Source organism: Streptomyces sp. NPDC048018, from assembly GCF_043202995.1.
Classification (GTDB): Bacteria; Actinomycetota; Actinomycetes; order Streptomycetales; family Streptomycetaceae; genus Streptomyces.
Genome location: NZ_JBIDBK010000012.1, coordinates 158,734 through 172,933, shown reverse-complemented (window position 1 = coordinate 172,933; position 14,200 = coordinate 158,734). Strand labels below are relative to the sequence as shown.

Below are 14,200 nucleotides of genomic sequence, written 5' to 3'. Positions count from 1 at the left end.
CACACACTCGTCCAGGAACACCGAGTTCAGCAGGATCCGGGCAGCCGGGTTCAGGCCGAAGGAGATGTTCGACAACCCCAGCGTCGTCTGCACCTCCGGATGCCGGCGCTTCAGCTCACGAATCGCCTCGATCGTCGCGATCCCGTCCCCGCGCGACTCCTCCTGACCCGTGCAGATCGTGAAGGTCAGGGTGTCGATGAGGATGTCGGACTCCAGGATGCCCCAGTTGCCCGTCAGATCGCCGATCAGCCGCTCGGCGATGGCGACCTTGTGCTCGACCGTCCGGGCCTGCCCCTCCTCGTCGATCGTCAGCGCGATCAGCGCCGCACCGTGCTCCCGGGCCAGCGCCGTGACCTTCGCGAACCGCGACTCCGGCCCGTCACCGTCCTCGTAGTTGACCGAGTTGATGACCGCCCGGCCACCCAGCTTCTCCAGACCGGCGCGGATCACCTCCACCTCGGTGGAGTCCAGCACGATCGGCAGCGTCGACGCGGTCGCGAACCGCCCCGCCAGCTCCTCCATGTCCGCCACACCGTCACGGCCCACGTAGTCCACACACAGGTCCAGCATGTGCGCGCCCTCACGGATCTGATCGCGCGCCATCTCCACACAGTCGTCCCAGCGCGCCTCCAGCATCGCCTCGCGGAACTTCTTCGACCCGTTCGCGTTCGTCCGCTCACCGATCGCCAGGAACGAGGTGTCCTGGCGGAAGGGGACGGTCTGGTAGAGCGAGGCGGCGCCGGGCTCGGGGCGCGGATCGCGCGGCTGCGGGGTCAGGTCACGGACGCGCTGGACCACCTGGCGCAGGTGCTCCGGGGTCGTGCCGCAGCAGCCGCCGATGAGGGAGAGCCCGTACTCGCGGACGAAGGTCTCCTGGGCGTCGGCGAGCTCGGCCGGGGACAGCGGGTAGTGGGCGCCGTCGGAGGTGAGGACCGGCAGGCCCGCGTTGGGCATGCAGGACAGCGGGATGCGCGAGTGACGGGCGAGGTAGCGCAGGTGCTCGCTCATCTCGGCCGGCCCGGTGGCGCAGTTCAGCCCGATCATGTCGATGCCGAGCGGCTCCAGCGCCGTCAGCGCCGCCCCGATCTCCGAACCCAGCAGCATCGTGCCCGTCGTCTCCACCGTGACCGAGCAGATCAGCGGGACGTCGACGCCGAGGATGTCGAGGGCGCGGCGGGCGCCGATGACGGACGCCTTCGTCTGGAGCAGGTCCTGGGTCGTCTCGACGAGCAGGGCGTCGGCGCCCCCGGCGAGCAGGCCCTCGGCGTTCTGCTGGTAGGCGTCCCGCAGGGCGATGTACGGGGCGTGGCCCAGCGTGGGGAGCTTGGTGCCCGGGCCCATCGAGCCGAGGACCCAGCGCTGCTGCCCGGTGCTCGCGGTGAACTCGTCCGCGACCTCACGCGCGATCCGCGCACCGGCCTCGGACAGCTCGTGGACCCGCTCCGGGATGTCGTACTCACCCAGCGCGGCGAAGTTGGCGCCGAAGGTGTTGGTCTCCACACAGTCCACGCCCGCGGAGAAGTACTCGTGATGGACCGAACGGACGATGTCGGGCCGGGTGACGTTCAGGATCTCGTTGCAGCCCTCGAGGTTCTGGAAGTCGTCGAGGGTGGGGTCCTGTGCCTGGAGCATGGTGCCCATGGCGCCGTCGGCGACGACGACTCGGGTGGCGAGTGCGTCGCGGAGCGCTGCCGCGCGATCGCGGAGGTCTGCGGAAGGGGTCGGCGACGAGGCCATGGATTGAGCTCCCTGGGATGCGACGGCTGTCGGCTTTGCACCCCCTGAGGAGGGTGCACTGGCCCAGACTAACCGCGAGCGCGCCGGGGTGGACATGGGGTTCCGACAGGTGGACTGCATCCTGTGTGCGGGGACTCCCGGTCCGGCCCGTTCGTGTCCGACACTGTTTGGTGTGACACAAGGTCGGCATCGACCGATAGTGTTCAGCATTGTCGAACAGCATGTGAGGAGAAGGGCCGGGCGATGGCGAAGAACATCCAGTCGCTTGAACGGGCGGCGGCGATGCTGCGACTGCTCGCGGGCGGCGAGCGCCGGCTGGGCCTGTCCGACATCGCCTCCTCCCTCGGTCTCGCGAAGGGCACGGCGCACGGCATCCTGCGCACCCTCCAGGCCGAGGGCTTCGTGGAGCAGGACGGACCTTCGGGCCGCTACCAGCTGGGGGCCGAGCTGCTCCGGCTCGGCAACAGCTATCTGGACGTGCACGAGCTGCGCGCGCGGGCCCTGGTCTGGACGGACGACCTGGCCCGGTCCAGCGGCGAGAGCGTCCACCTGGGCGTGCTGCACCAGCAGGGGGTGCTCATCGTCCACCACGTCTTCCGGCCCGACGACAGCCGTCAGGTCCTGGAGGTGGGGGCCATGCAGCCGCTGCACTCCACCGCCCTGGGCAAGGTGCTCTCCGCCTACGACCCGGTGGCGCACAGCGAGGTGCTGGAGGTCGAGCGGGAGCCCTTCACGCCGCGCACGGTCACCGAGCTCGGGGACTTCGAGACGCTGCTCGACATGACCCGGGCGCGTGGCTGGGCCGCGGACGTGGAGGAGACCTGGGAAGGCGTGGCCTCGGTGGCGGCACCGATCCACGACCGGCGCCGGATGCCGGTGGGGGCAGTGGCCATCACGGGCGCGGTGGAGCGGGTCTGCGCGGAGGGCGAGCTGCGTTCGGAGCTCGTGGCGGCCGTCCGGGACTGCGCCCGGGCGGTCTCCCGGGACCTGGGGGCGGGCCGCTTCTGAGGCCGCGGCCGAGCGCCCGGAGACCCACCCGAACCCGTCGGTAACGATCGCGTTATCGGCGGGTTTTTCGCGCCCGGGACCCTTGACGCGCTGTTAACCCTGGCGCAAAACTTCCGTTCATCGGTCGGCATTGTCGAACAGGTACCGGCAATACGCGCTAAGGTATGGCAGTGCCAAGGGCCGAAAACGCCCTCACACGAGGGCGCGGACCACCGGAGGGACCCGGGGTTCGCCTTCCCCTGGACGAAGGACAAAGGAGTCGCGGGTGTCCAGCTCCGACATCTTCCTCGGCGAGACCATCGGTACCGCCGTACTCATCCTGCTCGGCGGTGGCGTCTGCGCCGCCGTCACGCTGAAGAGCTCCAAGGCCCGCAACGCGGGCTGGCTTGCGATCACCTTCGGGTGGGGCTTCGCCGTCATGACGGCGGTCTACATGACCGCTTCCCTCTCCGGCGCCCATCTGAACCCCGCCGTCACGATCGGTATAGCGATCAAGGACGGCGACTGGAGCAACGTGCCGGTGTACCTCGCCGGCCAGATGCTCGGCGCCATGATCGGCGCGGCGCTCGTCTGGATCGCCTACTACGGACAGTTCCAGGCCCACCTCACCGACGACTCGATCATCGCCACGCCGCACGAGGAGGGCATGGTCGACCAGAAGGCGTCGCCCAAGGCCGGCCCGGTGCTGGGCATCTTCTCCACCGGCCCGGAGATCCGTAACACCTGGCAGAACCTGGCCACCGAGATCATCGGCACCGTGGTGCTCGTGCTCGCCGTGCTCACCCAGGGCCTCAACGACAGCGGCAAGGGCCTCGGCGTCATCGGCGCCCTGATCACCGCCTTCGTCGTGGTCTCGATCGGCCTCTCGCTCGGCGGTCCGACCGGTTACGCCATCAACCCGGCCCGTGACCTCGGCCCCCGCATCGTGCACGCCCTGCTCCCGCTGCCGAACAAGGGCGGCTCCGACTGGAGCTACGCCTGGATCCCGGTCGCCGGTCCGCTGATCGGTGGCGCCATCGCCGCGGGTATCTACAACATCGCGTTCGCCTGAGCCGTCCTTCTTCCAGACCCTTGGAGTACACCGTGACCGACGCCCACACCGCCGCCGCCTCGCACGGCGCGGGGCCGTTCATCGCCGCCATCGACCAGGGCACCACCTCGTCCCGCTGCATCGTCTTCGACAAGGACGGCCGGATCGTCTCCGTCGACCAGAAGGAGCACGAGCAGATCTTCCCGAAGCCGGGCTGGGTCGAGCACGACGCCACCGAGATCTGGACCAACGTCCAGGAGGTCGTCGCCGGCGCCATCGCCAAGGCCGGGATCACCGCGGCCGACGTCAAGGCGATCGGCATCACCAACCAGCGCGAGACCACGCTGCTGTGGGACAGGAACACCGGCGAGCCCGTCCACAACGCCCTCGTCTGGCAGGACACCCGCACCGACGGCCTGTGCAAGGAGCTCGGCCGCAACGTCGGCCAGGACCGCTTCCGCCGCGAGACCGGCCTGCCGCTCGCCTCGTACTTCTCCGGCCCCAAGGTCCGCTGGCTGCTCGACAACGTGGAGGGCCTGCGCGAGCGCGCCGACCGCGGCGAGATCCTCTTCGGCACCATGGACTCCTGGGTCATCTGGAACCTCACCGGTGGCGTCGACGGCGGCCACCACGTCACCGACGTCACCAACGCCTCCCGCACCATGCTGATGAACCTGCACACCATGGCCTGGGACGAGAAGATCCTGCAGTCCATGGAGATCCCGGCCGCGGTGCTGCCGGAGATCCGCTCCTCCGCCGAGGTGTACGGCACGGTCAAGGGCGGCGTCCTCGACGGCGTCCCGGTCGCGTCCGCGCTCGGCGACCAGCAGGCCGCCCTGTTCGGCCAGACGTGTTTCGCCGAGGGCGAGGCCAAGTCCACGTACGGCACCGGAACGTTCATGCTGATGAACACCGGCGACAAGATCATCAACTCCTACAGCGGCCTGCTGACCACCGTCGGCTACCAGATCGGCGAGGAGAAGCCGGTCTACGCCCTGGAGGGCTCGATCGCCGTCACCGGCTCGCTCGTCCAGTGGATGCGCGACCAGATGGGCCTCATCAAGTCCGCCGCCGAGATCGAGACGCTGGCCTCCTCCGTCGAGGACAACGGCGGCGCCTACTTCGTCCCCGCCTTCTCCGGCCTCTTCGCCCCGTACTGGCGCTCCGACGCCCGCGGTGTCATCGCCGGCCTCACCCGGTACGTCACCAAGGCGCACATCGCCCGCGCCGTGCTCGAGGCCACCGCCTGGCAGACCCGTGAGATCACCGACGCGATGACCAAGGACTCGGGCGTCGAGCTGACCGCCCTCAAGGTCGACGGCGGCATGACCTCCAACAACCTGCTGATGCAGACGCTCTCGGACTTCCTGGACGCCCCCGTCGTGCGCCCGATGGTCGCCGAGACCACCTGCCTCGGCGCCGCCTACGCCGCCGGCCTGGCCGTCGGCTTCTGGCCCGACACCGACGCCCTGCGCGCCAACTGGCGCCGGGCCGCCGAGTGGACCCCTCGCATGGACGCCGGCAAGCGCGACAGCGAGTACAAGAACTGGCTCAAGGCCGTAGAGCGCTCCATGGGCTGGCTCGAAGAAGAAGAGAACTGACGAGGAGTAAGTTGCGATGACCACCCTGCAGAGCCTCCCCTCCCTGGGGATGCACCCGGCTGCCGGTTCCCTTCCGACCCGCGCCGCGACCCGGGATCAGCTGTCCAAGGCAACGTACGACCTCCTGGTGATCGGCGGCGGCATCCTGGGCATCTCCACCGCCTGGCACGCCGCGCAGTCCGGACTGCGGGTGGCCCTGGTGGACGCCGGCGACTTCGCCGGCGCCACCTCCTCCGCCTCCTCCAAGCTCCTCCACGGCGGTCTGCGCTACCTGCAGACCGGCGCGGTCAAGCTGGTCGCGGAGAACCACTTCGAGCGGCGCGCGGTCTCCCGCCAGGTGGCCCCCCACCTGTCGAACCCGCTCACCTTCTACCTGCCCGTCTACAAGGGCGGCCCGCACGGCGCGGCCAAGCTCGGGGCCGGCGTGTTCGCCTACAGCGCCCTGTCCGCCTTCGGCGACGGCGTCGGCCACCTGCTGAGCCCCGCCAAGGCCGCCCAGGACGTGCCGGAGCTGCGCACGGACAACCTGAAGGCCGTCGCCGTCTACGGCGACGACCAGATGAACGACTCCCGCATGGCCCTGATGACGGTCCGCGCCGCGGTCGACGCCGGCGCGGTCGTCCTCAACCACGCCGAGGTCACCGGCCTGCGCTTCACCCGGGGCCGGGTCACCGGAGCCGAACTCCGCGACCGCATGTCCGGCGACGAGTTCGGTGTCGACGCCCGCCTGGTGCTCAACGCCACCGGCCCGTGGGTCGACCACCTGCGCAAGATGGAGGACCCGAACGCGGCCCCCTCCATCCGGCTCTCCAAGGGCGCCCACCTGGTCCTCAAGCGCACCTCCCCGTGGAAGGCCGCGCTGGCCACCCCGATAGACAAGTACCGGATCACCTTCGCCCTCCCCTGGGAGGACATGCTCCTGCTCGGCACCACCGACGAGGAGTACGAGGGCGATCCGGGCGAGGTCGCGGTCAACGACAAGGACATCGCCCAGATCCTGGACGAGGCCGCCTTCTCCATCCGCGACCAGCAGCTCGACCGCTCGCTGATCACCTACGCCTTCGCCGGCCTGCGGGTGCTGCCGGGCGGTCCCGGCGACACCTCCAAGGCCAAGCGCGAGACCGTCGTCACCGAGGGCCGCGGCGGCATGCTGTCGGTCGCCGGCGGCAAGTGGACCACCTTCCGCCACATCGGCCGCACCATCATGAAGAAGCTGGAGTCGCTGCCGGGCCACCCCCTCGGCGACGACTACGAGTCGGTCGCCACGCTGCCCAAGCGGCTGCCGCTGCCCGGCATCGCCAACCCGAACGCGGTCGCCCACCGGCTGCTCGTGGACGGTCCGGCGCCCGGCCCGCGCATGTCCGCCGACACCGCCAGGCACCTGGCCACGCACTACGGCTCGCTGTCCTTCGACATCGCCCGCATGGCGAACGAGAACCCCGAGCTCTCCGAGCGGATCCACCCCGACGCACCGGAGATCTGGGCCCAGGTCGCCTATGCCCGCGACCACGAGTGGGCGGAGACCGCGGACGACGTGCTGCGCCGCCGCACCACGCTGACCATCCGGGGCCTTGCCACGGACGAGATCCGCGGCAAGGTCGAGGACATGCTGCGCAAGTAGGGGTGTGCCGCCGCGCGGGGCGGCGCCCCGAGGAGTGGACAGTACGGCCAGTGGGCGGCTCCGTGAGGGCCGCCCACCGGCGCGCCCGGCCGGGGTGCCATGCCGCCGATACACCTCCGAAACACTGGGCGCGCAGAGTTGATGCATGAAGTTTCAAGTGCTCTCTCTCATCGGCCATGCCCCGCACCCCCTGACCGGAGCCCTGGAACCCGCCGCGGACCGGCTGGAGCAGGTCCTGACGGTCGGCGAGGCCGCCGAGCGGCTCGGCTTCGACGCGTACTCCATCGGCGAGCGGCACGCCGGCCCCTTCCTCTCCTCCAGTCCCTCGGTGGTGCTCGGCGCCCTGGCGGCCCGCACCTCCCGGATCCGCCTCCTGACCGGCGTCACGGTCGTCGCGATCCTCGACCCGGTGCGGATCGCCGAGGACTACGCCACCCTGGACCAGATCTCCCGCGGCCGGATCGAACTCGTCGTCGGCAAGGGCGCCGAGGCCGGCCACTTCGACCTCTTCGGCCTGGACGAGGGCCGCCAGTGGGATCTGCAGCAGGAGAAGTACGAGCTCCTGCGGCGGCTCTGGACGGAGGAAGGCGTGGACTGGCAGGGCGAGTTCCGTCCCGCCCTGAAGAACGTCACCACGGTCCCCCGCCCGTACGCGGGTCCGCCGCGGATCTGGCACGGCTCCGCCACCAGCCTCAACTCCCCCGAACTCGCCGCCCGGCACGGCGACCCGCTGTTCACCGCCAACGCCATCCAGCCCCGCGAGGCGTACGCGCGGCTCATCGCCCACTACCGCGAGAAGTTCGAGGAGTACGGGCACGACCCGCGCCACGCGCGCGTGGCGGCCGGTTCCGGCGGGCTGCTCATCGCCGACACCCCCGAGCAGGCCGTGGAGCGCTATCGGGACCTCTACGAGGCGAAGGTGCGCCAGACCTTCCAGCCGCACCTGGAGGGCAGGGCCGGGTACAACACCCCGTTCCGCACGATCGAGGACGCCGTCGCGGGCGGCCCGCAGCTGATCGGGTCCCCGCAGCAGATCATCGACAAGATCCTCGGCTTCCACGAGGTGTACCGGCACGACCTGCAGTCGATCACGGTCGACGCCTTCGGGCAGTCCACGGCGGAGCAGATCGAGACCCTGCAGCGGTTCGCGGAGGAGATCGCCCCGGTGGTGCGGAAGGAGGCCCCGAGCACGCTCTGGGAGGACTGAGCGACGAAGTCCGGACGGCCGGCGTGGACGCCGTGTGCCGACGGGAGTTCCTGGGTAGTCGATCAAGGCCGCGACGGCTCTCGGGCGGGTCCGAGGGCTGCGGGCGGGCCGCCGGAAAGGCATAAGGTTGGTCCGTACGACAGGAACTTCGACGAAGGAGGCGCTGGGTGATCGAGCTCGAGGGGGTTCCCGAGCTGATCGACCCGGTCATGGTGGCCGCGTTCGAGGGCTGGAACGACGCCGGTGACGCCGCCTCCGCCGCGGTCGCCCACCTGGACCGGGAGTGGAAGGGCGAGGTGTTCGCGGCGCTCGACGCCGAGGACTACTACGACTTCCAGGTCAACCGGCCGACGGTGTGGCTGGACGGCGGCGTCCGGAAGATCACCTGGCCGACGACCCGGCTCTCCGTGGTCCGGATCGGCGGGGACAAGCCCCGGGACCTGGTCCTGGTGCGCGGGATCGAACCGTCGATGCGCTGGCGTTCGTTCTGCAACGAGATCCTCGGCTTCGCCCACGAGCTGGGCGTGGAGATGGTGGTGATCCTGGGCGCGCTGCTCGGCGACACCCCGCACACGCGCCCCGTGCCGGTCAGCGGGGTCACCTCCGACCCCGATCTGGCCCGGACCATGGACCTGGAGGAGACCCGCTACGAGGGCCCGACGGGCATCGTGGGCATTCTCCAGGAGGCGTGCACGCACGCGGGGGTGCCGGCCGTGAGCCTGTGGGCGGCCGTCCCGCACTACGTGTCGCAGCCGCCGAACCCGAAGGCGACGCTCGCCCTGCTCAACCGCCTGGAGGACCTGATCGGCCTGCACATCCCGCTGGGCGAACTGCCCGAGGACGCGCGGGCCTGGCAGCTGGGCGTCGACCAGCTGGCGGCCGAGGACAGCGAGGTCGCGGAGTACGTGCAGACCCTGGAGGAGGCACGGGACACGGCGGAGCTGCCGGAGGCCTCCGGCGAGGCCATCGCCCGCGAGTTCGAGCGCTACCTGCGGCGCCGTGAGCCGGGTTCGGGTCCGGGGCCCGGCCCCGGGATGGCGACGGAGGGCGGCGACACCTCGTACCTGCGCGACAGCCCCGGCGACCGCACCCGGCCGCCGAAGCCGCAGCAGCCGGGCCCGGAGGCGGTGCCGGGCGCCGAGACGGACCGGCCCGCCGGCGATCAGTCCCCGGACGGACCGCCCTCCGACGCCGCCTCAGGGGCTTCCGACGCCCCGTCCGCCGACCCCGCCGGCCCCTCCGAATCCCCCGATTCCCCCGGTGCGTCCGGGGCCGGTGGGACCTCCGGTGGCCCCGAGGTCTCCGATGGCCCCGAGAGCTCCGGCGGCCCGGGGGGCCCGGCGGGTCCCGGGAGTTCCGGGGGCTCCGACGACTGACCGACGCCCTGCCGGCGTCGGAAGGCCGAACGGGAGGGGTGGCACGGCCGCCCCTCCCGTTCGCATGACCGGGGTCTTCCGCGTCACGTGCACGCGAACCGGGCGGCCGCCCAGTCCCCGTGGTCCCCGCTCTTGGTGCCGTTGGTGTCGGTGACCTTCAGACGCACATGGCGTGCGCCGGTCACGTCGACGTTCACCGGGACCGGGGCCGAGGCGCCGGTCACCCGCGCCGAGGTCCACAGCACCTTGCCGTCCGCCTCGACGGAGAAGGCGACGTCGCCGTAGCCGTCGATCTCGTCGTCGATGCCCACGTCGGCGGTGAACGCCGTGCAGCGCCCGCCGAGATAGACCTCCACGGCGGAGTCGGCGTGGGCACCGATGCCCTTGTCGTAGGTCTTCCCCGCGAGGGTGAGCGGATGGCCGTCCGCCGCGCCCGACTCGCCGTTGGAGCGGTCACGTTCGGGCGGTCCCCAGCCGTTCGTGCTGGTGAGCCACGTCAGGTCGCTCGCCCAGGCGGGGGCGGTGGGCGGCTCGGGCATCACCCCGACGGCGAACCGCTGGGTCGCCGTGCGGTCCACCCCCGCCGCCCGGTGACGGACGGTCGCGGTGAGCGTGGTCTCTCCCGGCACGGCGTCCCGGGCGGGGGTCACGGCGACCTCGACCCGCCGGGTGGTGCCGGCCGGGACCCGGGCGACCGGCGCGGCCGGGGTGACCTGCCAGCCGGCCGGCGCGTTCAGCGTCACCTCGACGCCGGTGGCGTCCCTGGTGCCGGCGGTGACATCGACGGCGACGGTGCCCGGCACCCCCGCACCGAGCTCCTGACCGGTGGGGACGGCGACGGTCGCCGGGGCGCCGGGCACGGCTCCGCCGACGGCGCTGGTGTCGGTGAGCACGAGCGTGAAGCCGCGGTCGGTGCGCTGGGAGGCCGTCTTGACCTGCACGACTCCCCCGCGGTCCGCGCCGTCGTACCACCAGCCCTGAGCGGCGGCCTCGAAGGCGGCCTTCGAGGTGAGCCGGGGAAGTGCCCGTCCGCCGAGGGTGACGCCGGCGGGGGCGTCGCCGGTGTGGACGGTGAAGCGGTACGGCCGGGCGGCCGCCTTGCCGGTGTACTCGCCGGTGCTGGGCCCGATGCGAACGGTCACGTCTCCGGCGCCGCGCTCCGGCGCGAGCACCTCGGCGCGCTGGACGGCCGAGCGCCCCATGCGGTGCTCGCGCGTGACGCCGTCGTCCTCGTAGAGGTCGAAGGAGGACCGCCCCTGCGGGTAGACGTCCCAGGCGAGCGGGTCTCCGGGCTTGCGGTCGGTGTACGAGCGGATGCCGCCGGGCCACAGGGGGACGGTGGCCCCGGCCCGTACGAAGAGGGGCAGGGTGTCGAGCGGGGCGCTGTAGTGGTCCAGGGTGACAGGGCCCTCGTAGGTGCGCCCGTTCGCGAAGTCGATCCAGGTGCCCTTCGGCAGGTAGATGCCGTCGCGTTCCACGGCGTCCTGGTAGACGGGGGCGACGAGGAAGTCCTCGCCGCTGAGGAACTCGTACTTCGCCGCGTCCGAGGCGGCCACGGGATCGTCGGGGTACTCGACGGCGAGGGGCCGGGCGAGGCCGAGGCCGGTCCTGGTGGCCTGGTGGGCGTGGGAGTATATGTAGGGGAGCAGGGCCTCGTGGAGTTTGAGGGAGGCCCGGTTGACGGAGGTGTAGGGCTCGCCGTAGCGGAAGGGCTGCTTGTCGTGGGGGGCCCAGCCGTCCATGGTCATGGTGACGGGCAGGAACATCTTCCACTGCAGGTCGCGGGTGTACGTCCGGGGGCTGCCGCCGAAGATGCCGTCGACGTCGCCGGTGGTGTAGGCGAGGCCGGACATGGCGGCGCCCGCGTAGGTGGGGATCTGCCAGCGGATGTACTCCCAGCTGCCGGACTGGTCGCCGGACCACTGGACGCCGCAGCGCTGGGCGCCGGACCAGCTCTCGGGGGCCCAGGTGAAGCCGCGGGCGCTGCTGTTGGCCTCGATGCCGGCGTAGGCGTCCTTGCAGCCGTCGAGGGCGAACTTGTAGCCGTCCCCGACCCAGGCCACGTCGAGCTTGGCGACCCGCTGACCGGCCTTCACCTGCTCGCCGAGCCGGTCGATGCCGTCCTCGGTCCACAGTCCGAGCTGCATGCCGCGGGCCTGGAGGCCCTGGGCGGCCTCGGCGAGGTTCTCGTAGCCGCAGCCGTAGCCGTCGTTGACGAGCATCCAGCCGTTGGGCATGTCGTGGGCGACGTAGCCGTCGGCGACCTTCAGGGCGTCGAGGGTGTGCCGTTCGCCGCGGTTGGCGTTGTGGAGGTAGCAGTCGGCGTCGCCGATCTCCAGGCCGTAGACGGGCGGCAGGAAGGGCTTGCCGGTGAGCCGGGTGTACTGCCCGATGACGTCCTTCAGCGCGTCCTTGCCGTCGCCGGCGAAGTAGTAGGCGTCGAAGCGCTGTTCGCGGGCGGTGGTGGTGACGGGCTCGCCGAAGGCGTAGGTGTTCGGGGCGTAGGTGTTGCGGTAGACGCCGTAGCCGGCGGAGGAGAGGTAGAACGGAACGGAGTTGGGGTGGCCGCCGTCGTTCCAGTTGTAGTCGACGCCGACCTCGACGGTCTTGCCGCGGTGGGAGGTGTTGCCGCGGCCGTTCTGCATCCCGGCGCCGTAGAACTGCTCGTCGGCGCCGCGGGCCAGGGTCTGTGTGGTGCGGTCCTGGTTCCAGGTGAGGCCCTGGGTCTCGGACCAGAGCGGGGTGCCGTCGGCGCGGACCGCGGCGAAGCGCAGCGGGGACTTGTAGGCGCGCAGGGTGACGCGGGCGGTGCTCAGCTCGTAGCGGTCGCCGCGGTCGGCCCAGCGGGTGGCGGGCGGCGGGCCCTGCGGCAGGACGACGTCGCGTCCGGTGGGGTCGGTGAACCTGCCGTCGGGGGCGAGTTCGATGCGGAAGGTCTCGTCGGACACGAAGCTGACCCGGGCCTCGGCGTGGCCGGCGGTCAGCCGGTAGACCGCTCCGTCGGCGGCGAAGCCGGTGACCTCGCCGACGGTGGTGTCGGAAGGGGCCGCCGCCGCGTTGCCGCCGGGTCCGGCGAAGACGGCGAGCAGGCCGAGGAGTGCGCCAACCGCCGCTGTTCTCAGTCGCGTTGGTGATCTCATGCGGCCTGTCTAGCGCGCCGCGACGGACCGGGCCATGGACTTGCGCGGGCCGCTCCTGGACTTATGGGTTCCGGGAGCGGCCGGCGCGGCGGGGCCCTGGCCTACAGCGCGACGCCGAGCAGGGCGTCGACGGCGCGGGAGACCAGGCCGGGGGCGGACTCGTCGGTGCCGCCCTCGGCGGCCTGGCGCTCGGCCCAGCGGTCGACCGCGACGAGTGCGGCGGGGGCGTCCAGGTCGTCGGCGAGCGCCTCGCGGAGCTCCTCGACCAGGGCGTCGGCGGACGGGCCGTCGGGGCGCGAGACGGCGGCGCGCCAGCGGCCGAGGCGCTCGACGGCGTCTTGGAGGACCTTGTCGGTCCACTCCCAGTCGGCCCGGTAGTGGTGCGACAGCAGGGCGAGCCTGATGGCGGCCGGGTCGACGCCGTCCTTGCGGAGCGTGGAGACGAAGACCAGGTTGCCCTTGGACTTGGACATCTTCTCGCCGTCCAGGGCGACCATGCCGGCGTGCACGTACGCCTTGGCCATGGGGAACTCGCCGGTGAGTGCCTGCGCGTGGGAGGCGCCCATCTCGTGGTGCGGGAAGATCAGGTCCGATCCGCCGCCCTGCACGTCGAAGCCCATGCCGAGGTGGTCGAGGGCGATGGCGACGCACTCGATGTGCCAGCCGGGGCGGCCGGCGCCGAGGCTGCCGCCGTCCCAGCTCGGCTCGCCCTCGCGGGCGGCCATCCACAGCATCGGGTCGAGCGGGTTCTTCTTGCCCGGGCGGTCCGGGTCGCCGCCGCGCTCCGCGGAGAGGTGGCGCATCAGCTCGGTGGTGTAGTGCGAGACCCCGCCGAAGTGCGGGTCGGCCTCGACGGAGAAGTAGATGTCGCCGTCGAGCTCGTAGGCGGCGCCGGAGTCCCGCAGGCGCTCGACGAGCGGGACGATGCCCGGTATCGCCTCGACCGCGCCGACGTAGTGCTGCGGGGGCAGCATGCGCAGGGCGGTCATGTCCTCGCGGAAGAGGGCGGTCTCGCGCTCGGCGAGGCCCACCCAGTCGATGCCGTCGCGGATCGCGCGCTCCAGGAGCGGGTCGTCGACGTCGGTCACGTTCTGGACGTAGTGAACCTGCCGCTTGGTGTCGAGCCACACGCGCTGAACGAGGTCGAACGCGTTGTAGGTCGCCGCGTGTCCCATGTGGGTCGCGTCGTACGGCGTGATGCCGCAGACGTAGATGCGGGCGACGGGGCCGGGGGCGAGGGTCACTCGCCCGCCGGTCGCGGTGTCGTGAATCCGGAGGTCGCGGCCCTTGCCGGGCAGGGCGGGGACCTCAGAAGCGGGCCAGGCATGCATGTCCTGAGCGTAACCGGACACCTGTTCCGGATACGAACCGCATCGGCGATCTCGGCCGATTAGGCGGTCTTGCGGGCAGACGCCGTGCGTGCATACCCCCGGGGGGTGTCTGCGGCCGGGTGAGATTGGCCGAAAGGCATCGGTCGGGA

General features: G+C 71.5%; 9 protein-coding genes. 6 read left to right on the top strand and 3 right to left on the bottom strand.

Going from position 1 to position 14,200, the window contains the following annotated elements; genetic code table 11:
- Positions 1–1,737: homocysteine S-methyltransferase family protein (locus ACGF1Z_RS32785; protein ID WP_393009759.1), on the bottom strand; the 1,737-nt coding region annotated here is incomplete at its 3' end.
- Between the two features lie 243 nt (positions 1,738–1,980).
- Here ACGF1Z_RS32785 and ACGF1Z_RS32780 point away from each other — a divergent pair.
- The 6 genes from ACGF1Z_RS32780 (at position 1,981) to ACGF1Z_RS32755 (ending at position 9,580) form a co-directional block, all read left to right on the top strand.
- Positions 1,981–2,745, top strand: a complete 765-nt coding sequence (locus ACGF1Z_RS32780; RefSeq protein ID WP_393009757.1) for an IclR family transcriptional regulator — start codon at positions 1,981–1,983, stop codon at positions 2,743–2,745.
- A gap of 265 nt (positions 2,746–3,010) precedes the next feature.
- Positions 3,011–3,796, top strand: a complete 786-nt coding sequence (locus ACGF1Z_RS32775) for an MIP/aquaporin family protein (protein WP_393009755.1) — start codon at positions 3,011–3,013, stop codon at positions 3,794–3,796.
- Between the two features lie 32 nt (positions 3,797–3,828).
- Positions 3,829–5,376 (top strand): glycerol kinase GlpK, encoded by a 1,548-nt coding sequence (gene glpK / locus ACGF1Z_RS32770; protein WP_393009753.1) that lies wholly within the window; start codon positions 3,829–3,831, stop codon positions 5,374–5,376.
- Between the two features lie 16 nt (positions 5,377–5,392).
- Positions 5,393–6,997: an FAD-dependent oxidoreductase gene (locus ACGF1Z_RS32765; protein WP_393009751.1), complete on the top strand. Its 1,605-nt coding sequence runs from the start codon at positions 5,393–5,395 to the stop codon at positions 6,995–6,997.
- Positions 6,998–7,142: 145 nt separating this feature from the next.
- A complete protein-coding gene (locus tag ACGF1Z_RS32760; RefSeq protein ID WP_393009749.1) occupies positions 7,143–8,204 on the top strand; it encodes an LLM class flavin-dependent oxidoreductase in 1,062 nt (353 codons plus the stop codon).
- Between the two features lie 167 nt (positions 8,205–8,371).
- Positions 8,372–9,580 (top strand): PAC2 family protein, encoded by a 1,209-nt coding sequence (locus ACGF1Z_RS32755; protein WP_393009746.1) that lies wholly within the window; start codon positions 8,372–8,374, stop codon positions 9,578–9,580.
- Between the two features lie 83 nt (positions 9,581–9,663).
- On the opposite strand, the gene ACGF1Z_RS32750 is transcribed toward ACGF1Z_RS32755, so the two are convergent.
- Together ACGF1Z_RS32750 and mshC are read right to left on the bottom strand one after the other, a co-directional pair.
- Entirely contained in the window at positions 9,664–12,720 is a 3,057-nt protein-coding gene (locus tag ACGF1Z_RS32750) for an NPCBM/NEW2 domain-containing protein (protein ID WP_393009744.1), read from the bottom strand.
- A gap of 101 nt (positions 12,721–12,821) precedes the next feature.
- Positions 12,822–14,051 carry a cysteine--1-D-myo-inosityl 2-amino-2-deoxy-alpha-D-glucopyranoside ligase gene (gene mshC / locus ACGF1Z_RS32745; protein ID WP_393009742.1) on the bottom strand — a complete coding sequence of 410 codons (1,230 nt, stop codon included), beginning with the start codon at positions 14,049–14,051 and terminating at the stop codon, positions 12,822–12,824.
- Positions 14,052–14,200 lie beyond the last annotated feature (149 nt).

Excerpts from the sequence above, each read along its gene's own strand:
- ACGF1Z_RS32780 (WP_393009757.1), top strand. The coding sequence starts at position 1,981 with ATGGCGAAGAACATCCAGTCGCTTGAACGGGCGGCGGCGATGCTGCGA.
- ACGF1Z_RS32760 (WP_393009749.1), top strand. The coding sequence starts at position 7,143 with ATGAAGTTTCAAGTGCTCTCTCTCATCGGCCATGCCCCGCACCCCCTG.
- mshC (WP_393009742.1), bottom strand. The coding sequence starts at position 14,051 with ATGCATGCCTGGCCCGCTTCTGAGGTCCCCGCCCTGCCCGGCAAGGGC.
- ACGF1Z_RS32750 (WP_393009744.1), bottom strand. The coding sequence starts at position 12,720 with ATGAGATCACCAACGCGACTGAGAACAGCGGCGGTTGGCGCACTCCTC.
- ACGF1Z_RS32765 (WP_393009751.1), top strand. The coding sequence starts at position 5,393 with ATGACCACCCTGCAGAGCCTCCCCTCCCTGGGGATGCACCCGGCTGCC.